Origin of the sequence: Aliivibrio sp. SR45-2, assembly GCF_963890165.1 — a bacterium.
In the GTDB taxonomy this organism is placed as follows: domain Bacteria; phylum Pseudomonadota; class Gammaproteobacteria; order Enterobacterales; family Vibrionaceae; genus Aliivibrio; species Aliivibrio salmonicida.
In genome coordinates this window covers 13768-34004 of record NZ_CAWPRC010000161.1, presented here as the reverse complement: position 1 = coordinate 34004, position 20237 = coordinate 13768, and the positions used below count along the sequence as shown (strand labels likewise).

Annotated in this window: 16 protein-coding genes and 4 pseudogenes; 11 read left to right on the top strand and 9 right to left on the bottom strand. The window is 37.7% G+C overall.

Features of this window, described 5'->3' with window-relative positions; genetic code table 11:
- Positions 1 to 43 precede the first annotated feature (43 nt).
- From AACV33_RS12450 to AACV33_RS12440, 3 genes are all read left to right on the top strand, one after another.
- Complete coding sequence (locus tag AACV33_RS12450; RefSeq protein WP_017022209.1) at positions 44 to 1009, top strand: ABC transporter ATP-binding protein; 966 nt, start codon at positions 44 to 46, stop codon at positions 1007 to 1009.
- On the top strand, positions 1009 to 2001 hold the full coding sequence (gene oppF, locus AACV33_RS12445) for a murein tripeptide/oligopeptide ABC transporter ATP binding protein OppF (RefSeq protein ID WP_017022210.1): 993 nt from the start codon (positions 1009 to 1011) through the stop codon (positions 1999 to 2001). Before AACV33_RS12450 ends, oppF begins: the two co-directional genes overlap by 1 nt.
- 207 nt (positions 2002 to 2208) lie before the next feature.
- Entirely contained in the window at positions 2209 to 4344 is a 2136-nt protein-coding gene (locus tag AACV33_RS12440; RefSeq protein WP_255458470.1) for a methyl-accepting chemotaxis protein, read from the top strand.
- Between the two features lie 102 nt (positions 4345 to 4446).
- On the opposite strand, the gene AACV33_RS12435 is transcribed toward AACV33_RS12440, so the two are convergent.
- From AACV33_RS12435 to focA, 4 genes are all read right to left on the bottom strand, one after another.
- Entirely contained in the window at positions 4447 to 5613 is a 1167-nt protein-coding gene (locus AACV33_RS12435; protein WP_182699291.1) for a cupin domain-containing protein, read from the bottom strand.
- 63 nt (positions 5614 to 5676) lie between these two features.
- Positions 5677 to 6414: a pyruvate formate lyase 1-activating protein gene (gene pflA / locus AACV33_RS12430; protein ID WP_012550515.1), complete on the bottom strand. Its 738-nt coding sequence runs from the start codon at positions 6412 to 6414 to the stop codon at positions 5677 to 5679.
- 163 nt (positions 6415 to 6577) lie between these two features.
- Positions 6578 to 8854 carry a formate C-acetyltransferase gene (gene pflB / locus AACV33_RS12425; protein ID WP_012550516.1) on the bottom strand — a complete coding sequence of 759 codons (2277 nt, stop codon included), beginning with the start codon at positions 8852 to 8854 and terminating at the stop codon, positions 6578 to 6580.
- Positions 8855 to 9251: 397 nt separating this feature from the next.
- Positions 9252 to 10067: a formate transporter FocA gene (gene focA / locus AACV33_RS12420; RefSeq protein ID WP_051108265.1), complete on the bottom strand. Its 816-nt coding sequence runs from the start codon at positions 10065 to 10067 to the stop codon at positions 9252 to 9254.
- A gap of 574 nt (positions 10068 to 10641) precedes the next feature.
- On the opposite strand from focA, the gene AACV33_RS12415 reads away from it, so the two are divergent.
- The 4 genes from AACV33_RS12415 (at position 10642) to AACV33_RS12400 (ending at position 13783) form a co-directional block, all read left to right on the top strand.
- A complete protein-coding gene (locus AACV33_RS12415; protein ID WP_017022215.1) occupies positions 10642 to 11412 on the top strand; it encodes an ABC transporter ATP-binding protein in 771 nt (256 codons plus the stop codon).
- A gap of 84 nt (positions 11413 to 11496) precedes the next feature.
- Positions 11497 to 12273, top strand: coding sequence for an ABC transporter substrate-binding protein (locus AACV33_RS12410; protein ID WP_012550519.1), 777 nt, complete (start codon positions 11497 to 11499; stop codon positions 12271 to 12273).
- An 89-nt stretch (positions 12274 to 12362) separates the two neighbouring features.
- Positions 12363 to 13103, top strand: a complete 741-nt coding sequence (locus AACV33_RS12405) for an ABC transporter permease (protein WP_182699290.1) — start codon at positions 12363 to 12365, stop codon at positions 13101 to 13103.
- Between the two features lie 2 nt (positions 13104 to 13105).
- The gene (locus AACV33_RS12400) at positions 13106 to 13783 is read left to right on the top strand and encodes an ABC transporter permease (protein ID WP_012550521.1); all 678 of its coding nucleotides are present in this window, start codon (positions 13106 to 13108) and stop codon (positions 13781 to 13783) included.
- Between the two features lie 284 nt (positions 13784 to 14067).
- On the opposite strand, the gene grxB is transcribed toward AACV33_RS12400, so the two are convergent.
- The 3 genes and pseudogenes from grxB to AACV33_RS12385 all read right to left on the bottom strand — a co-directional run.
- Positions 14068 to 14718 carry a glutaredoxin 2 gene (grxB, locus tag AACV33_RS12395; RefSeq protein WP_017022218.1) on the bottom strand — a complete coding sequence of 217 codons (651 nt, stop codon included), beginning with the start codon at positions 14716 to 14718 and terminating at the stop codon, positions 14068 to 14070.
- 153 nt (positions 14719 to 14871) lie between these two features.
- A complete protein-coding gene (gene xthA, locus AACV33_RS12390; RefSeq protein WP_012550523.1) occupies positions 14872 to 15678 on the bottom strand; it encodes an exodeoxyribonuclease III in 807 nt (268 codons plus the stop codon).
- Positions 15679 to 15766: 88 nt separating this feature from the next.
- Positions 15767 to 16108, bottom strand: a pseudogene (locus tag AACV33_RS12385) (tyrosine-type recombinase/integrase); the annotation flags it as partial.
- 88 nt (positions 16109 to 16196) lie between these two features.
- On the opposite strand from AACV33_RS12385, the pseudogene AACV33_RS12380 reads away from it, so the two are divergent.
- Positions 16197 to 16729, top strand: a pseudogene (locus AACV33_RS12380) (IS1595 family transposase); the annotation flags it as partial.
- Between the two features lie 11 nt (positions 16730 to 16740).
- On the opposite strand, the pseudogene AACV33_RS12375 reads toward AACV33_RS12380, so the two are convergent.
- Positions 16741 to 16863 (bottom strand): annotated as a pseudogene (locus AACV33_RS12375) (IS6 family transposase); the annotation flags it as partial.
- Positions 16864 to 17450: 587 nt separating this feature from the next.
- Here AACV33_RS12375 and AACV33_RS12370 point away from each other — a divergent pair.
- From AACV33_RS12370 to AACV33_RS12365, 3 genes and pseudogenes are all read left to right on the top strand, one after another.
- On the top strand, positions 17451 to 19043 hold the full coding sequence (locus AACV33_RS12370; RefSeq protein WP_182699288.1) for a methyl-accepting chemotaxis protein: 1593 nt from the start codon (positions 17451 to 17453) through the stop codon (positions 19041 to 19043).
- A 73-nt stretch (positions 19044 to 19116) separates the two neighbouring features.
- Positions 19117 to 19235 (top strand): annotated as a pseudogene (locus tag AACV33_RS21540) (DNA methyltransferase); the annotation flags it as partial.
- Between the two features lie 225 nt (positions 19236 to 19460).
- Positions 19461 to 19736, top strand: coding sequence for a transposase domain-containing protein (locus tag AACV33_RS12365; RefSeq protein WP_255458469.1), 276 nt, complete (start codon positions 19461 to 19463; stop codon positions 19734 to 19736).
- A 223-nt stretch (positions 19737 to 19959) separates the two neighbouring features.
- Here the strand turns inward: AACV33_RS12365 and AACV33_RS12360 are convergent, their stop codons facing one another.
- Positions 19960 to 20181, bottom strand: coding sequence for a hypothetical protein (locus AACV33_RS12360; RefSeq protein WP_244886296.1), 222 nt, complete (start codon positions 20179 to 20181; stop codon positions 19960 to 19962).
- Positions 20182 to 20237: the final 56 nt, after the last annotated feature.

Below are 20237 nucleotides of genomic sequence, written 5' to 3'. Positions count from 1 at the left end.
TATGGACAGCTAATTATTTAACGGATTTAAGCAGGAAAGAATTATGAGTTTATTAGATGTAAAAGATCTGCGTGTCGAGTTTACAACTCAAGATGGCAATGTCACCGCAGTAAATGATTTAAATTTTTCACTAGAGCAAGGTGAGACATTAGGCATTGTTGGCGAATCTGGTTCGGGTAAATCTCAAACTGTTTTCGCATTAATGGGTCTATTAGCAAAAAACGGTATTATTACGGGCAGTGCTAAATTTGAAGGTAAAGAAGTCTTAAATTTACCAGAACATGAATTGAATAAAATTCGTGCAGAACAAATGGCAATGATTTTCCAAGACCCGATGACATCATTAAATCCTTACATGAAAGTCAGTGCCCAGCTAATGGAAGTATTAATGCTTCACAAAGGCATGGGAAAAGCAGAGGCATTTGAAGAATCAGTTCGAATGTTAGAAGCGGTTAAAATCCCTGAAGCTCGTAAGCGTATAACGATGTACCCACATGAGTTCTCAGGCGGTATGCGTCAACGAGTAATGATTGCAATGGCCTTATTATGCCGACCAAAATTATTGATTGCAGATGAGCCAACAACGGCTTTGGATGTCACGATTCAAGCTCAAATCATGCAGTTGTTGAATGAGTTGAAAAGTGAATTTAATACGGCAATTATCATGATTACTCATGACTTAGGTGTTGTTGCTGGTTCTTGTGACAAAGTATTAGTGATGTATGCTGGGCGTACGATGGAGTACGGTACCGTTAATGAAATATTTTACGAACCAAGTCATCCATATGCGGAAGGCTTGCTAAAAGCGATCCCTCGTTTAGATCAAGTTGGCGATATACTACCAACGATTCCTGGTAATCCACCTAACTTACTGCGTTTACCTACTGGCTGTCCTTATCAAGAGCGCTGCCATCGTGTTATGGACCGTTGTAAGCAAGAAGCGCCGATTCTTCTGCCATTTGGTGATGGTCGCTTACGTGCTTGTTTTTCTGATCAGGGGACGTGGTAATGTCAGCAGATAAAAAACTTCTTTTGGAAGTTAAAAACTTAAAAGTTCATTTTAGTATTGCATCTAAATCAGTGTGGCCATGGGCAAAACCAGCCAACTTAAAAGCGGTTGATGGGGTGAATGTTCGCTTGTATGAAGGTGAGACTCTAGGTGTTGTTGGTGAGTCTGGTTGTGGTAAATCTACTTTTGCTCGAGCGATTATTGGCTTAGTTGAAGCTACCGAGGGTGAAGTTCTTTGGCTTGGTCAAGACTTGACGAAGTTGGATGATGAGCCTTTACGCCAAAAACGAAAAGAGATTCAAATGATCTTCCAGGATCCGCTGGCGTCTTTGAATCCTAGAATGACTGTTGGCGATATCATTGCTGAACCTCTGCAAACGTTTTATCCTAAACTTACGAAAGAAGAGGTGAAGGATCGAGTAAAAGAGATGATGATGAAGGTTGGTTTGTTACCAAACGTCATTAACCGTTATCCACATGAATTCTCTGGTGGTCAATGTCAGCGCATCGGAATTGCACGAGCCTTGATACTTAAACCAAAAATGATCATCTGTGATGAGCCAGTATCGGCGCTTGATGTTTCTATTCAAGCTCAAGTTGTTAACTTACTTAGAGAGTTACAAAAAGAATTAGGTTTAAGCTTAGTTTTTATTGCTCATGACCTTTCTGTGGTTAAGCACATTTCTGATCGTGTACTTGTTATGTATTTAGGTAACGAAGTTGAGTTAGGTGAATCTGATGCCTTGTTTAGCGATCCTAAACACCCGTACACAAAAGCATTAATGTCAGCGGTACCAATTCCAGATCCTAAACTTGAAAGAGCAAAGGTGATTGATATGCTAGAAGGGGATCTTCCTTCTCCAATCAATCCGCCATCAGGGTGTGTGTTTAGAACGCGTTGCCCACAAGCAACGGAAATATGTGCACAAACAAAACCTGAGCTTAAAGGTACTGATGTTCATGCTGTCTCTTGTTTAGCGGTAACTAGCTAAGTTTTCTATATAAAGTAATTCAGCCAGTGACAGGCTTAAGCGCGATAATTTTTTATATCGCGCTTTTTTTATACCTAAAATCTAAATGTTTAAATTTCGTTAAATATTATTAGCAAACTTTCGATAAATAAAGGTAAGTATTTTAATTAGCTATTCTAGTTAAAAAATAAATAGATTTTAATGAACTCATATATAGAAGGATATTGTATGCAGTCACTTTCTCTTCAGTGGAAAATAACCATCGCGGCAGCCATTGGGCTTATTACCCTTGCTTCTTCGCTCATTAGTTTTTCCATTTATTCCTCGATTGAAAATCAAGTGGTTGTTCAAAAGCAGACGTCAGATTCTGTTATTAAGCAAACTCAAACGCTATTAATGGCAGAAGCAAAAAATCAATCAAAACAAATTCAAACTTACTTAGATGAAGCGATTTATCGAGCTGAAATGCTTGCTGAAAGTGCGCTGTTTTTTCAACAAAGTGCAGAAGATACCTTTATGGACAGTGGTGACTTACGTCAGTCTTTAAGTGACATGATGAAGAGACCAGTACAGAAATACCCTAATATTTATGGTGCATACAGCGTATATCAACCAGATATGTTAGATGGGGAAGATTTTAATTATCATGATGCAGGTTATGCGAGTTCAAATAAAATAGGGCGCTTTGCTCCTTATTGGTTTAAATCAGCAACCAAAGAAACTGAAATGCGTGTCTTTACAGAAAAAGATCTGAGTAACACAGAAAGAGATGGAAGCGGAGATGCGTCGAATTACTGGTTTACGTGTAGTTTAAAAGAAAGCCGTTTGTGCATTATTGATCCTTATTATTATGAAAATGATGGGGTAACGACACTTATCAGTTCTATTACCACTCCTTTGATAAAAGAAGGACAAACAATAGGAATTATTGGTATTGACCTTGATATAGGTCGTCTTTCTGACCTAGTCACTCAAGCTGATAACGCTATTTTCAATGGTGATGGTGCGATTTATGTCGTCAATGGAAAAGGCAAACTCATATTATCAGATCAGAAAAACACCTCTTTTGGTCAATCTTTAGATTCTCATAATAATACATTATCAATGGTACCTTCGTGGGTCTCTGCTGGAAACTCACAATTAATATGGTCTGATAATAAAGATAAGTTGTTTGTGTTTGTGCCTATTAATTTAAAAACACAGCGTTGGGGAGTCATTATTGAAGTCGATAGAGAAACGGTGTTTGCAGATGTCAATAAATTAGACCGTTTACTTATTGAACATGGGAATGAATCTTTATTAATGCAAGGAATGGTTGGTTTAGTCTTAACCGTTTTAGTGTTAACTGCTTTATGGTTTGCCACGAAACAGATTGTAAAACCTATTTCATTAGTGGCTTTACGTTTAAAAGATATCGCTTCTGGTGAAGGGGATTTAACCCAACGCTTGGCTGTACAAAGTAAAGATGAAGTAGGGCAATTGGCACATTGGTTTAATGCTTTTTTAGAAAAACTTCAATTAACAATTAAAGATGTGGCTCAAAGCAGTGATGAATTATCGAATGTAGCTGCGCGATCAAGTTCTATTGCGAGCCAATCTAAAGAAGGCAGCGATGTTCAATTCCGAGAAGTCGATATGGTTGCTACTGCGGTGGAAGAGTTAACACAAACGGCGAGCTTAGTGGTTGATCATTCAACACTCGCCGCTGATGCTGCAAAGCAAGCAGAATCAGCTTCTAATGAAGGAAAAGAATTAATATTGACGACTGAGTCCGTTATTCAATCTTTAGTCAGTAATATGGAAAAAGCGGTCCCTGTTGCTCAGGAATTAGAGTGTAATAGCACAAATATAACCGCCATATTATCGGTTATTGAGGGAATATCTGAACAGACTAACTTACTTGCATTGAATGCGGCGATTGAAGCGGCGAGAGCGGGTGAGCAAGGAAGAGGATTTGCTGTTGTGGCTGATGAAGTTCGTCAGTTAGCAAGACGTACCGGAGATTCTGTGGATGAAATTCGCACCGTGATTGAGAAGTTACAATCAGGAACTAAATCGGTTGTAACTGCAATCACTGAGGGAAATACGATTGCACTGGATGGCGCATCGACGATTAAATTGTCGGTAGAAAGTCTGCAACAAATCAGTGCGGCTGTTGTGACAATACAGGACATGAACATGCAAATTGTGAGAGCCGCAGAAGAGCAGCAAGCCGTTTCTAATGAAGTGAATCAAAGTGTCAGTAATATCCGAGATTCAAGCCATAAGATGTTAGAACAAGCCAATTCTGGTGAAGCGGTAGGTTTAGAGCTTTCATCGTTATCAACGCAACAAAAACAATTGATGTCCCAATTTAAAGTTTAACTGTCGAAACGGTGTAAATAAAAAACGCCCATGGGATGAGACCTATGGGCGTTATTATTTAATCCGTACAATTCATTGTGATTGTATTGATTATATGACCGTTTATTCTTCGTCTTCGTCTGATTCTACGAACCAGTAACCTGTGTTGACAAATTGCAGCAGGTTAGCCACTGAGTGCGGATCTTGCAGTAAGTTCTCAATATCAAGTAGTGTAAATTCTGATGATTCACATAAAGCAATCACATCCTCTTTTACTGTTAGTGGGAACACATAGCTCTCACCATCAATATAAAGTGTCATGTTGTCTTCACATGCTTCTTCTTCATGATAGAAAGCACGAACACCGGCCACTTTAATCAGAGCTTGACCTGATTGTAGATAAGCCAATAACTCTTCTGTTGTCCACTTCTCAGTATCAGGCAAAATGTTCAAGTGATGGCGAGAGTTACTTAAATACTCTCCCATAAATTGCTTAAGGCTCTGTTCATCCGACAACGCATTTAGCATCATGGCTTTTAAATCTTCAAAACTTTGTGTGGTGATCTCTGTGCCATGTGCTTGCGCTTTAAGATCTGGATTATGGTAATGCACATCATTTTTTTCATTTTCAATAATGAAATCCGCAAAATTACTCACTAGCTCTTGTTCTTTTGGAGAGCGGAAGCCGGCAGAGTAACTCATTGATGGTTCTAGTGCATAGCCATCGTGTGGAAAGCCTGGTGGAATATAAAGAATATCACCCGGTTCTAAGATTTGATCAATGATCGGATCAAAACCGGTAATTTGCTTTAATGCACCATGACGATGTTCTTCTTCGTATTCGCCGATATCACCCACACGCCAATGACGCTTACCTTGGCCTTGAATAATAAAAACATCATATTGATCAATGTGCGGGCCTACGCCACCATCGGGTACTGAATAGCTGATCATTACATCATCAAATAACCAATTTGGCATTTGTTTAAATGGTTTAAATAACTCAGCTGCACCTTCATGCCAATGGTTAGCGGCTTGAACGATAATAGACCAGTTAGTTTCGCCCAGTGTATCAAATAGTTCTTCAGTTAATGGGCCGTGTTCTGCTTTCCATTCGCCATTTAAGTTAGAAACAAAGCGTGAGTCCACTTCGTTTTCTAGTGTTAAACCTGCTAATTCTTCAGGTGTGACTGGATCTTGAAAGTTCTCAAAACCACCTTTGATGATGACGGGTTTTTTCTGCCAATATTCCGAGAGAAATTCTTGTAGTGAAAAGCTTAATTGATACATTATTTATTCCAATAAAAATGCCCGTCGTCGGGCATTTTGTATAAATTTAGGGATGAGCGACGATCAGTATCTAACGTTATCGTGGTATTGGCTTAGGATAGCAACCATTTTTTCCATTGTCTCTTTTGAAGGAGGATTAACACCATCAAGCGGATATTTTAAACCCATGGCTTCCCATTTATGAGCACCAAGTTGGTGGTATGGAAGTAATTCTACTTTCTCTATGTTATCCATATCTTTAATGAAATCACCTAGCATGTGTGCTGATTCTTCATCATCAGTGTAGCCAGGAACAATTACGTAACGGATCCATGTTTTTTTACCGATCTTATGCAGGTAGCGAGCAAAGTCCAATGTTCGTCTATTTGATACACCAATAAAATCGTGGTGGATTTCATCTTTCATGTGCTTAATATCAAGCATAACCAGATCAGAAGCAGCAAGAACTTCATCAACGACATCAGTATGCTTACGAATATAGCCATTGGTATCTAAACACGTGTGCATGCCTTCGGCTTGTGCTGCTTGAAAGAAATCACGTACGAATTCTGGTTGAAGCATGGCTTCACCACCAGAACAGGTAATGCCGCCACCTGACGCTTTCATAAAGTGACGGTAGCTTTTGGCTTCTTCGATTAATTCAGTCACAGAGACTTCTTTGCCTTCATGGGTATCCCAAGTATCGCGATTATGGCAATACATACAACGCATTAAGCAGCCTTGTAAAAAAATGATAAAGCGAATACCAGGACCATCAACGGTACCACAAGATTCAAAAGAGTGAATACGACCTACAGACATGACGACATTTCTCCGAACTATAATTATAAGGTCATTTTATTACACTTTCGGATAATTAAGTAGGGCAAACCACAGAGAAATTAGGGGATTTAAGAGGGGATTTGTGGAAATAAAAAAGCCCCACCAAATGGCAGGGCTTAAATATGACTTACTTAGTGCTGAATTATAGAGTCGCAGTGAAAGTACGTGCGATTACATCAGCTTGTTGCTCTGTCGTTAGAGAGTTAAAACGCACAGCATAACCCGATACACGGATAGTCAGTTGTGGGTAGTTCTCTGGGTGCTTAACTGCGTCTTCTAGAGTTTCACGGTTAAGAACGTTAACGTTAAGGTGTTGACCACCTTCTACGTTAGCTTCATGGTGGAAGTAACCATCCATTAGGCCAGCAAGGTTAGAACGACGGTTGTCATCGTCTTTACCTAGTGCGTTAGGTACGATAGAGAATGTGTAAGAGATACCATCTTGAGCATCAGCAAACGGTAGTTTACCTACTGATGTAAGTGATGCTACTGCACCTTTCTCATCACGGCCGTGCATTGGGTTAGCACCAGGAGCAAAAGGAGCACCTGCTTGACGACCATCTGGTGTGTTACCAGTTTTCTTACCGTATACAACGTTAGATGTAATAGTAAGGATAGATTGAGTAGGGATAGCATTACGGTACATAGTAAGCTTACGGATTTTACCCATGAACGTAGAAACTAGTTCACATGCGATATCATCAACGCGAGCGTCGTTGTTACCAAATTTAGGGTAGTCACCTTCGATGTCGAAATCGATAGCAATGCCGTTTTCGTCACGAATTGGTTTAACTGTTGCGTATTTGATTGCAGATAGTGAATCGGCTGCAACAGATAGACCAGCAATACCACACGCCATTGTACGACGAACGTCACGGTCATGAAGAGCCATTAGAGACGCTTCGTAGCTGTATTTGTCGTGCATGTAGTGGATAGAGTTCAATGCTGTAACGTATTGAGTTGCTAACCAATCCATGAAGTGATCTAGGCGATCCATTACTTTAGCGTAATCAAGAACTTCATCTGTCATTGGTGCTTCTTTAGGACCAATTTGGATTTTCAGTTTCTCATCAACGCCGCCGTTGATAGAGTAAAGCATTGTTTTCGCAAGGTTAGCACGAGCACCGAAGAACTGCATTTGCTTACCAACGATCATTGGAGATACACAACAAGCGATTGCGTAATCATCAGAACCTAGGTCAGGACGCATTAGGTCATCATTTTCGTACTGGATAGAAGATGTATCGATAGATACCTTCGCACAGAAACGTTTGAAGCCTACAGGCAGTTGCTCAGACCAAAGAACAGTGATGTTTGGCTCTGGAGAAGGACCCATTGTGTATAGGCTGTTTAGGAAACGGAAGTTAGTACGTGTAACTAGTGTACGACCGTCAAGACCCATACCACCCATAGATTCTGTTGCCCAGATTGGGTCACCAGAGAACAATTCATCGTATTCAGGAGTACGTAGGAAACGAACCATACGTAGCTTCATTACGAAGTGATCGATCATTTCTTGAGCTAGTTCTTCCGTTAGAAGACCTGCTTCGATATCACGTTGGATGTAGATGTCTAGGAAAGTCGAAGTACGACCTAGAGACATTGCAGCACCGTTTTGAGATTTAACAGCAGCTAGGTAACCGAAGTAAGTCCACTGAATTGCTTCTTGAGCAGTTGTAGCTGGACCTGAGATATCACAGCCGTATTTAGCTGCCATCACTTTGATTTGACCTAGAGCGCGGTGTTGCTCAGCAATTTCTTCACGAAGTTGCATTGTTGCTGTTAGGTCTTCGCCTTTTTCAAAACGTTCTTGTAAAGAAGCGAATTGAGCCAGTTTGTCTGTGATAAGGAAATCAATACCGTAAAGTGCAACACGACGGTAATCACCAATGATACGACCACGGCCGTAAGCATCAGGAAGACCTGTTAGAACACCTGATTTACGACAGTTTAGAATGTCTTTAGTGTAGATATCGAAAACACCAGCATTGTGTGTTTTGCGGTATTCAGAATAGATTTTTGAAACCATAGGATCAAGAACGCGATCGTATGCTTTACAAGAACCTTCTACCATACGTACACCACCATTAGGGATGATTGCACGTTTTAGAGGAGCATCAGTTTGAAGACCAACGATTGTTTCTAGGTCTTGGTTGATGTAGCCCGCATCGTGAGATGTGATGGTAGAGATAAGAGAAGTATCAAAATCAACAGGCGCATGAGTTGCGTTTTCCTGCTTGATGCCTTCCATTACTTTAGCCCAAAGCTTGTTAGTTGCTTCAGTACCTTCAGAAACTAAGAATTCTTCATCACCTTCATAAGGTGCATAGTTCTTTTGGATGAAATCGCGAACGTTAACTTCGTTTTGCCACTCACCGTCTGCAAAACCTGTCCAAGCTTTAGCAAATTGCTCTGCCATGATATACCTACCTTTTTAGTAGAAAAAATACGTACTATTTTCAGTGGTGTAATGAATAGACCACAACCCGTATGGGCAAATAGTACACTCTATATTTAATAACAATATGGATGGTTATAAAAACTAGTCTATAAGCATTCATATTGCGACTAACGTTTCGATTTTTCAATCATAGCTTAAACTTTTTTTGTAAACCTTAAACTAAATCAATAAATCTTCAATTTTTTTAATAAAGTTTGGGTAGCGGTTGACGCTACCCAAGAAGTATTATACTGACGCTTACTTGTTAAAGTAAAGAAGGGATGCCGTACTGGGTTTCAAGCATTCCTATAACATCTATTGTGATGAAATAAACAACAATCACAATAGACTCAGTCATTGATCTCTGTATTAAGAATTAATGACGAGCGTCTGGTTTTAAATAAATATTCCAATAAGTAATACCGACTAAAAGTCCGCCACCAAGAATATTACCAATGGTGACTGGAATTAAATTATTTACTACAAAATTACTTATTGTCAAATCAGCAAATGCTGATGGGTCAACATTGATTACTGTCCAGAACTCAGGACTAGCAAAAGCATGAATTGCGATGCCTAGTGGAACCATAAACATGTTTGCAATACTGTGCTCAAAGCCTGCCGCAACAAACATTGCAACTGGTAATAGCATCACAAGTACTTTATCAGAGTTACTACGACAAGAGAAAGTCATCCAAGTCGCTAAACAAACCATCAGATTACACAATGTACCTAAAGCAACGGCTTGGCCAAAAGTATGATGAATTTTATGTTGGGCTACCTTCATCGCTGTAAGGCCCCATTGTCCATTATCCAGTAAATGCATTTTAGCAAACCAAATCATTGCAACAAAAAACATAGCACCAATGAAGTTACCAAAATACACAATGCACCAGTTTTTTAATAGTTGGCTCGTTGTGATTTTATTACTTGCTCTTGCAACCGTTGTTAATACAGATGATGTAAATAATTCACCACCACAAATAACAACAAGAATAAGTCCTAAGCTAAAGGCAAGACCGCCAACCAGTTTAACCATGCCCCAAGGTGCATCGCCAGCACCCGTTGTTACGGTAATATAGAATACAAAGGCGATAGAAATAAATACACCAGCAGTTATTGCAAGGTAAAAAGATTGGAAAGGGGCTTTAGTGGCTTTATAAGTACCAACATCTTCGGCTTTTTTAGCCATATCTGGTGGAACGATAGCATCGAATTGGTTGTATTCTTTTTTCACGAGCAGATGTCCTTTGTAATGATATGAAATATAAAACCATTTAGTTTTAGGGTCTGTTTATCATTATACGAATATAATTTATTTGTGACATAAATTTTGAGCATGGAGAAATCGTTAATCAATTAACGTTAGCGAGGTCACAGTATGCTTTTATATGTCGTCACAAATCACGATACATTTATTACCTGAATTGCAAAAATAGGTAATGATTTGTCTTGTATTTAACTAACGATTGAAGCTTATCAGATATGTTTCAAAGGTGATTGATCTCGATCATTTTATGTTATTTAGTGAAATAAAATGACAGTTTCCTGTGTTTTTTTCTGTGATTAGATAAAAAGCTGTAATTTAATTTCATTAAAATCAAATTATAGTAATCGATTTGAAGGTTCTAATTTTTATAATTAAGTGTTTCACATGTCATATTTAGTTGATGATTTGTTGCTACTTTGGTTGCTCGGTGTTATGTTTTGTTTGTATTAAAGATCTCAATATAATAACAATACTGACAAATTAGGAGTTATGGCGCATGAAGGATGTTGTCGCGCTAGAAGTGAAAGATTTACATAAGCACTTTGGGCAAAATGAAGTATTAAAAGGGATATCACTGGAAGCCAACAAAGGTGACGTAATCTCTATTATTGGCTCATCTGGCTCAGGTAAAAGTACCTTCCTACGTTGTATTAATTTATTAGAAACACCGACCAAAGGCGAAATTTGGGTTAATGGTGAATTGATTGAGATGAAGAATAACCGCCTTGGTGAATCCATCCCAGTTAACGAAAAACAAGTCCAACGAATTCGCTCACGCCTCGCTATGGTATTTCAAGGATTTAACCTTTGGTCTCATATGACGGTTTTACAAAATGTAATAGAGGCACCAATACATGTTCTTGGTGTACCAAAAGCAGAAGCGATTGAGAAAGCAGAACAAATTTTAAAGCAAGTTGGGTTATATGAGCGTCGCGATTATTACCCAGGACATCTATCTGGTGGCCAACAACAACGTGCAGCCATTGCTCGAGCACTCGCCGTTGATCCTGAAGTCATGTTATTTGATGAACCAACCTCAGCCTTAGATCCTGAATTGGTTGGTGAGGTTTTAGGCGTAATGCGTGACTTGGCAGAAGAAGGACGAACCATGTTAGTTGTCACTCATGAAATGGCTTTTGCTCGTGATGTATCAAATCATGTCATGTTTTTACATCAAGGTTTGGTCGAAGAGCAGGGGGATCCAAAGAAACTCTTTACTGAACCAGAATCCGAACGATTACAGCAATTTATTTCGTCAATATACTGATTGGTTTATTGATGTTTTAAGCAATACCGAAATAACGCAGTGTATTAAATCAATAAAAATGAAGTTAGTTACAGGAGCAAGGAAATGAAGAAGTGGTTATTAGCAGCAATTGTTGCATCTACAGCCGTTACTGGCGCAGCTCAAGCAAAAGAATGGAAGCAAATTCGATTTGGTATTGAAGGGGCATATCCTCCATTTAGTTGGACTGAACCATCAGGTGAACTGAAAGGGTTTGATGTCGATATCGCTAACGCACTATGTAAAGAGATGGAAGCTCGTTGTAAGATCGTTGCTCAAGATTGGGATGGTATTATCCCATCACTATTGGCTCGTAAATATGATGCGATTATTGCAGCAATGTCTATTACAGAAGAGCGCAAGAAAAAAATCGATTTCACTGAGAAATACGCACTGATCCCGAATAAATTTGTTGCTAAAAAAGGCACAGAATTAGTCATGACTAAAGAAGGTCTAAAAGGGGTAACCGTTGGTGTTCAACGCGCGACAACACACGATAAATATTTGACAGACAACTTTGGTTCTGGTGTTGAGCTTAAGCGTTATGGCTCATTTGATGAAGCATATCTAGATCTTAAAGCGGGTCGTATTGATACTGTTCTTGGTGATGCATCAGCATTAGAAGAAGGGTTACTAAACAAACCTGGCGGTAAAGAATACGAATTTGTTGGTCCTTCGCTAACGGATCCAAAATGGTTTGGTGATGGGTTTGGTATCGCAACTCGCAAACAAGATAAAGATTTAACAAAACAATTGAATGCCGCAATTGATTCACTTCGTGAAAAAGGTGTTTATCAAGAAATTGCAGCAAAATACTTCAACTATGATGTATATGGTGAATAAGTACAAAAAGTACTAATTCATATGAAAGAGGCCGTAATCTATAGCCTCTTTCAATTTTCTAATAGTTAAAGCGAAAGCTTGGAAGCAGTATGTTAGATTTGCAAGGATATGAGTCCTCGATTTTAGATGGGGCATTAGTTACGTTACAAGTCGCACTGCTATCACTCATTTTAGCCGTGTTTTTAGGGATGTTAGGTGCGTTAGCTAAATTAGCGCCGTATCGCTGGGCTCGATCTATTGCGACAGTCTACACTACCGTTGTTCGTGGTATTCCTGATCTTGTCTTAATGATGTTGCTATTTTTTGGCGGACAGATGCTATTGAATAATGGCCTGTATGAGTCAAATGAATGGATCAACGAATGGATGACAAGTTCAGACCCAAATCATGAATGGGTTGCCTACCTTCCTGATTATATAGAAATTAGTCCATTTATTGCTGGTGTTCTCACGATAGGTTTCATTTTTGGTGCTTATATGGCAGAGACGTTTCGTGGGGCGATTATGGCTGTTGACCGAGGTGAAATGGAAGCAGCCAAAGCCTATGGTATGAGTGGTCCAATGGCCTTCCATCGTATTTTGTTTCCACAGATGATTAGGCATGCGTTACCGGGTTTTGGTAATAACTGGTTAGTGTTATTAAAAACGACTGCTTTAGTTTCAATCATTGGATTAGAAGACATGGTTCGTGTTAGTTCTATGGCAGCTGGTACAACCAAAATGCCGTTTACTTTTTATATGACCGTTGCTTGTATTTTCTTATTATTCACTGCCGTGTCGACTGGTGCTTTAAAACTGGTTGAGCGTAAATTTAGTATTCATACGAGGTAAGCATGGATTTTTCAATTATTATTGAGAGCCTACCCGTTTATTTGGATGGCCTTTGGACTACTGTTTGGTTAGTCGCTTTATCTCTTATTATTGGGTTGTGCATTGCCGTCCCTACCGCGATTGCTAGAAACAGCAATAATCCATTAATTTGGGTTCCTGCGTGGGCCTATATTTATTTCTTTCGCGGTACACCATTACTGATCCAACTGTATTTGATTTATTACGGAATGGATCAATTTTATCCCGTGAAAGACACAGTATGGGAACATGCTTCATTTTGTGCTTTGGTTGCTTTTGCATTAAATACAGGCGCTTATACTTCGGAGATCGTTCGAGGCTCTATTAATGGCTTACCTCAAGGTGAAATTGAAGCGGCAAAAGCGTATGGCATGAGTCAATTTCAAACTTATAAACGCATTATTTTACCGAGTGCATTACGCAGAGCGTTGCCTGCATACAGTAATGAAGTAATTTTCATGTTACATGGTTCTGCGATTGCGGGCATTGTAACTTTGATGGATTTGACTGGCGCAGCACGATTAGTGAATTCTCGTTACTACGCACCTTTTGAATCATATATTGCGGCAGGTTTGTTTTACATGTGTCTAACGTTCATTATTATTTTTGTATTTAAACAGTTAGAGACACGAATGCTTAGATTTATGAGACCACTAAGTTAATTGTATTTTAAGTTATAATCAAAAAGAGCACAGAACTGTGCTCTTTTTGTTTTAATGTAGTATAGCCAGATTATACTCTTTGAGGAGGTCGTTATGGGCTTATCACTTTTATTGGTAAGGCTAGTGAAATTCGTACTGATTTGTGCATTATTTTTGAGTGTTTTTGATTTCATTGAATATGGTGAAATTATTTGGTACCAACGCTGGTTATAGTCGTAATGATAAGAAAAGAGCACTTTTTATGTGCTCTTTTTTGATCCTATAACCACTGATTAGCATTAACGCTATACCGCGACATCTAAGTATAGATTCACACCGGTAAGCTCACTGATCTCTTCTAAATAGTTTTTTAAATGAGGAGGGAAGTCCAATCCTTTTACTACTGTCAGATTACGCAGGAATGGGAAAAAATTGATGTCATCCCAAGTGATCTTATTTCCTTTCTCTGAAGGTAAAGTGATGAAGTTAACATCAACCAATAAAGGTGTTAATTCATTAATAAACTTATCGCTTTGGGCAAAAGCATCGTCAAAACTCATCCCAATAAACGCTTCTTTTTTGTCCGTAAACCAAGTAACGGCTTCAGGACGTTCGAACTCTGGTAAATCAAATTTAGTCCAACGAGGAAAGGTCAATTTATTAAATAAAGGACGAACGTTACTTAACCATTCTGAAATATCATCAGCACAAGTACCTTGTTCAATGACCGGGTAATGGTCGTTTTCGTCGAGGTATTTTGCAATATCAAGGCTTTCAGCCATGTAGGTGCCGTCGTCTTTCTCTAAAATAGGTACCATATTTGCACCTACCATTTCGATACGCGTATCGACATCATCATTTTGAAGGTAAGTAAATTCAACAGGAAGATTTTTTATTCCTGCGACCATTTTTGCTTTCATGCAAAACGGACAGTGATCAAAGATGAATAATTTCATTGTATTTCCTCAATAATACTCGTTTAAATAAGCGATGGTTCTATAACCAAAATCATTAAATAGGGATCGAATGAATATTTTGGGCTAGCTTATTTTTACTCGTAACAGCAACGCAATAAAAAAGCTCCCCCTTAAAAAGGTGAGAGCTTAATACTATTTAAAAGTAGACCAGATTGGTGCGTGGTCAGACGGTTTTTCAATTGCACGTAATTCGTAGTCAATACCCGCTTCAGTACACTTACCTGCTAATGAGGGGGTAGCCATTACAACATCAATACGAAGGCCACGATTATCAACAAAGCCTTTTGAACGATAATCAAACCAAGAGAATTGATCGGTTACTTCAGGATGAAGATTGCGGAAAGTATCTTCAAATCCCCAATCTTTTAGCGCTTGTAGCCATTCACGCTCTTCAGGTTGGAAAGAACATTTCCCAGTTCTCAACCAACGTTTTGCGTTGGGCTCGCCAATACCGATATCTGCATCTATTGGGCTAATATTAATATCACCCATAATGATCAATTCTTCATCATTAGTATGATGAGTATTCAGATGAATCATTAAATCTTTATAAAATTGACGTTTATATGGAAATTTAGTTTCGTGCTTAATGCTATCACCTTGTGGGAAATAGCCATTCATCACGGTTACTTTTGAGCCATCATCGCGTTCATGTGTTGTCATGATCATGCGTTTTTGATGCTCTTCAGTATCGGTATCAAACCCATATTGAACAGAAATTGGTTCTTTTTTACAAAGCATTGCCACGCCGTAGTGCGCTTTTTGGCCGTGGAAATACACGTTATAACCCATGGCTTCAACGGCTTCGACTGGAAACATGTCATTATGTACTTTGATCTCTTGAAGACCAATAACATCAGGGTTGTGTTTATCAATGATAGCTTGTAATTGATGAAGACGAGCACGAAGGCCATTTATATTGAAGCTAATTACTTTCATTGTTTTCTAGACTCCTTGTTTTATATAGGGCTTCTTTAGTTTTCAATGTGTTAGTTATGTGATCAAAACTAAATAAGGACAATGAAAACTAATGGTTGTTAACCGCTGCCGCCACTTTGTCGCCATATTTTATGTCGTACTTGGTGGCATTTAATGGGTTTAACGAAACCGCATCATTTAGGTGATCAGGTGCAAAATGTGAATAAGCCATAGTTTGCTTAATATCCTGATGACCGAGGATTTTATGTAATACCAAGATATTACCACCATTCATCATAAAATGGCTCGCAAAAGTATGTCTCAAAACATGAGTGGCTTGTCCTTTGGGTAAATCATGTAATGCCAAGGTTAGCCATTTATGAACAACACCATAACCACAACTAAAAACTCGGCCAGAGGTTGGCTGATAAAGTTCATCATATAATTCTTCCTGATTACCTCTCAAATTTCGCTTATAAAGTGAAGTAAAAAAATAAGGTGGTTATCATGGCTAAAATAAAGTCCAATTTCAAAAAAGCATTTCAATACATGGGTTTATTTCACAGTTAGGTACTGAAGAACAATGTCGTAAACGACTGTTCGATATAGGATGTCCTTCTGATTATCGTTGTGACAATTGCGGCCATGATAAATACTGCGAGCTTAAAGCAAGACAGCTTTTCCAATGTAATCAGTGTCATTACCAAGGCTCATTAACTTCAGGAACCTTGTTTTCAGCGTCAAAATTGCTATTAAATATATGGTTTTTAACTATTTATCTCATCACTCAAGAGAAGAATGGCATTTCAGCATTAGAGCTCTCTTGACCGCTTGGTATTTCTTATAACGCAGCATGGGTATGAAGCATAAGCTGATGCAAGCAATGAAAGAACGAGACGATGAAACCCCATTGAATGGTTAAATTCAATTAGATAACGTTTATTGGGGAGGGGTTCAACGTGGCACTCGTGGCAGAGGCGCAAAAGGAAAGCGTCCTTTCGTAGCTGCGGTATCTATGAATGGCGAAGGACATCCAATAAGTATACGATTTAGTGTTGTGACAGGCTTTAAAACCAAAGGATTTTCAACAAACCAATGGTAGATAGTGGAGCTATTAACCGATATGCCTCGCTCTGTGAGCATATCACTGAGATTTACGTAACTAATTGGTGTCGAATCATACCAACGTAAGCATCAAAGTATAATGTCTGGTGCAAAGTGTTTTCATTTAAATTCAGAATTAGTCATTAGCTACGAAATCATATGAAAGATTATGGGATCTTGACGTTAAATTAATTTTTGCAACAAATTATTTATTATTGCTATAAGAATCAATGTTATACGCCATCACATGTAATTTTCTGCAAGTTAATGATATGTAAATTATATTCAAATGTGTTAATTATATTTAAACATATAAGTTGTGGTTATTATTTCTTTGAGTATTATGTCCTCGCACGTTTGGCTTGCCATATATTTTCAATAAAAAATCTATTTATGGTTGTATGTTGACCTTAGTGAATTTGATGGGTTTTGTGACTGAAATTACTCAAGCTATGATAATAAATAGGAAGTAAAGATATTAAGTAAATAAAAAATTATGCGACGTAATTTTTCATCTTGATGGAATGGAATATTACAGTTAAATCTGAAACCAATTATTGGTTCCGGATTTTTTATATAAATGAGCTAGAATATCTTAAAACAGACGCCTCTTTCCATAATGATCGCAGATTCTATTCATTGTTTTCTCGGTATTTGTATTTATTAACCTCAATAAGAAATAATATAAAATGTTAAAGTTATCTGTAAAACAAACGTTTCTCTCTTTACTCGCTATTGTGATATTGATTGCTGTGGCATCTTTAGCAGTATTCACCGCAAATAATAACCACGCGAATGAAAGGGAGGTTTATCTTTTTGAGGATGTATTTTCTTCATTGTTAAGCATCATTGAAATTGAACAAAGCATAAACGTAGTTAGACGTTATGATTTAATTGCTTTTAGTAATATAAATAAAGAAAATGCGATAAAAATCAGGACAAATACTTTCAAAAAACTTGAAGAAGAATTACATATTTACAGCACTTTTTCAGCTAATGAAGAAGACGAGAAAGTATACGGACTTCTGTTAGATAAAATAGACGAGTATAAGAACATTTCTTACGATCTTGAAAATTATGAAAATAGTAAAGTAATTATTGAGGAAATCTATCCTTTAATAGCTAGACTTATCAATGTAAATATGCAGTATGTTAGCGACTACAGAGTAAGTGAAAAAGAGCGTAGAGACAATTCATTAATTAATACTATGATCTTATTTATTTTTATTTTAGCTTTGAGTATGGCTTTTGTTTTATATGTAATGAAAGATATAACCGGGCGAATCAATCTAATCAATAACGCAATTTTAAGATTTGTTTCACTGGATTTGAAGAAAAGTGAGTTGTGCTATTTTATCGAATCAAATAAATTCAAAGCAGATGAAATTGGTTCAATTATGAGTAATCTAAGAAAATTTAGAGAAAGTATTTCAGAAAAATTAACGTCTGTCTATTCGTCGATTGAAAGTAATAAGAATAGTGTAGATAGAATTGATGAAATCGTTAATGAAAATAAAATAGCGATGTCTTCTCAAATGGATCATATTAACCAGTTAGCTACCGCCATTAATGAAATGCAATGTACTGCAAATGAAGTGGCAAATAACATTGTTACATCGGCAGAATTAACACAAGAATCATCAAACCAGTGTAGCAATACCTGTTTGATTATCGAACAAGCTAACAACGCAATAAATACAACAAATGAAAGTTTAAACGAGTGTGATCACATTGTTGATTTGCTGAAAACAGACAGTGAAGAAATAGCAAGCGTATTAGACATGATTAGCAACATAGCTGATCAAACCAACCTCTTAGCTTTAAATGCTGCTATTGAAGCAGCAAGAGCAGGAGAGCAAGGTCGTGGTTTTGCGGTTGTTGCTGATGAAGTCCGAGTATTAGCTAAACGAACACAAGAATCTACTGTTAATATTGAAAAAATCATAAGTACACTTCAAGGAAGAATATTAGACGTTAGAAATAAAATGGATGAAAGCAATCAATTAATGCTTTCTTGTGTTGATCAGATTGATACCGCAAAAACACATGTTGAAGACGTTTCAAATAACCTTTATTCACTATCAGAAATGAGTCACCAAATAGCAGCAGCCACCGAAGAACAAACAACCGTGATAAATGAAATCAATATTAATGCTGTGAATGTAAATGATATTACAGTAAGTAGCGTTAAAATTTCAGAGAATATTGCAGATGAAATGTATATTATTAATACAGAGGTTAGTGATACTAAGGCAATAATAAATCAATTCAAATTATCATAAAAACAATTATTGATGCCATTTAATGTTACTGGTTAAGTGTCTTATATTTATATATGAAGGTATAGGCTGTTAATATTGTCAGGGGAAACATCCTTGTGAGAAGTCTATTGATTACTTGAACATATCATTTCAGCAAGTAGCAGAGAAAATGCGCTCGTGTTGGATGCGTTCATGGGTTCAGGCTCAACAGGATAGGCGTGTATAAAGCTGAATAGAAAGCTCAGTGATATATTGAGATGGAAGAGGAGATTTAATGGCTACGGTTGATAAATTGTCCTCTTAGGCCTGATTTAGTTAGTAAAATATAAAGCCCCAGTAAGGGGCTAATGCCGATCAGTTAAGATATTTTTGAGATCATTTGACTGATCGTTAAAAGTCTTCAAAATCCGATATTGGGTAACCAATATCGGATTTTTTATGCAACTAACTAAAGCTTTAAGACTCGTCAATGGTTTCGTTCCTGATTCGGAATCTCTCGGAAAACTCAGTGATATCTTACCTCCTGAATTTATTAACCAATGTTTAGAAGAGGCTGGCATAGTAACGATCCGCAAGCGTCGATTGCCATTGGATATGTTGTACACAATGTCACTAAATAGTGCAGGTAATATCCCGAAGACTATCGCTTCTTTACAGGCAAATACCGCCCACTACATTTTACCGCCAAAGAGAGAAGGTAGGCATTACCAGTAAGGGGTTTCATTGTATCTGTTGTCATAAATATGGAGGTGTAGTCATTTTTGTAACAAGTGAGACTAGCTAAGTATCTTAACTATCTGAAAAGTAATATATTTAATTATTACTTAATATTAAATGAGATTACTTTCATAGTGGTTAAAGTCCTTGTTTTTCTTATGATCCTAGTTGAGCGAGGATCTTTTAATACAATGATATTACCACTAATTTACGATAAAGTTTAATTCATTAACCGGGCTGTCGGTTGGCAAGTTTCACAACGCCATGTGCATTTTTGTTGCCCTAATCCTGCTTTGATCCACGCCATTGTTACACTTGTGGAAGGAGAACAAAACGCTTCTTTATTACATAAACTGCATGTTTTCCATTGTGAAGGTTGTTCTTGATTTTTTTGTACTTCTGCAATGTGCATTTCAATGGTCTCTATGTATACCAACGGCATTAATTGGCTTGAGAATCTAATTAATGAGGCGGTAATATGAAATATATTATTAACTG

Bases quoted from the DNA above. Each gene is read 5' to 3' on its own strand.
- AACV33_RS12435 (WP_182699291.1), bottom strand. From the start codon at position 5,613: ATGTATCAATTAAGCTTTTCACTACAAGAATTTCTCTCGGAATATTGG.
- AACV33_RS12400 (WP_012550521.1), top strand. From the start codon at position 13,106: ATGGATTTTTCAATTATTATTGAGAGCCTACCCGTTTATTTGGATGGC.
- xthA (WP_012550523.1), bottom strand. From the start codon at position 15,678: ATGAAAGTAATTAGCTTCAATATAAATGGCCTTCGTGCTCGTCTTCAT.
- pflB (WP_012550516.1), bottom strand. From the start codon at position 8,854: ATGGCAGAGCAATTTGCTAAAGCTTGGACAGGTTTTGCAGACGGTGAG.
- AACV33_RS12370 (WP_182699288.1), top strand. From the start codon at position 17,451: ATGTTAAAGTTATCTGTAAAACAAACGTTTCTCTCTTTACTCGCTATT.
- focA (WP_051108265.1), bottom strand. From the start codon at position 10,067: ATGGCTAAAAAAGCCGAAGATGTTGGTACTTATAAAGCCACTAAAGCC.
- pflA (WP_012550515.1), bottom strand. From the start codon at position 6,414: ATGTCTGTAGGTCGTATTCACTCTTTTGAATCTTGTGGTACCGTTGAT.
- AACV33_RS12415 (WP_017022215.1), top strand. From the start codon at position 10,642: ATGAAGGATGTTGTCGCGCTAGAAGTGAAAGATTTACATAAGCACTTT.
- AACV33_RS12360 (WP_244886296.1), bottom strand. From the start codon at position 20,181: ATGCCGTTGGTATACATAGAGACCATTGAAATGCACATTGCAGAAGTA.
- AACV33_RS12405 (WP_182699290.1), top strand. From the start codon at position 12,363: ATGTTAGATTTGCAAGGATATGAGTCCTCGATTTTAGATGGGGCATTA.
- AACV33_RS12440 (WP_255458470.1), top strand. From the start codon at position 2,209: ATGCAGTCACTTTCTCTTCAGTGGAAAATAACCATCGCGGCAGCCATT.
- AACV33_RS12410 (WP_012550519.1), top strand. From the start codon at position 11,497: ATGAAGAAGTGGTTATTAGCAGCAATTGTTGCATCTACAGCCGTTACT.
- grxB (WP_017022218.1), bottom strand. From the start codon at position 14,718: ATGAAATTATTCATCTTTGATCACTGTCCGTTTTGCATGAAAGCAAAA.
- AACV33_RS12365 (WP_255458469.1), top strand. From the start codon at position 19,461: ATGCAACTAACTAAAGCTTTAAGACTCGTCAATGGTTTCGTTCCTGAT.
- oppF (WP_017022210.1), top strand. From the start codon at position 1,009: ATGTCAGCAGATAAAAAACTTCTTTTGGAAGTTAAAAACTTAAAAGTT.
- AACV33_RS12450 (WP_017022209.1), top strand. From the start codon at position 44: ATGAGTTTATTAGATGTAAAAGATCTGCGTGTCGAGTTTACAACTCAA.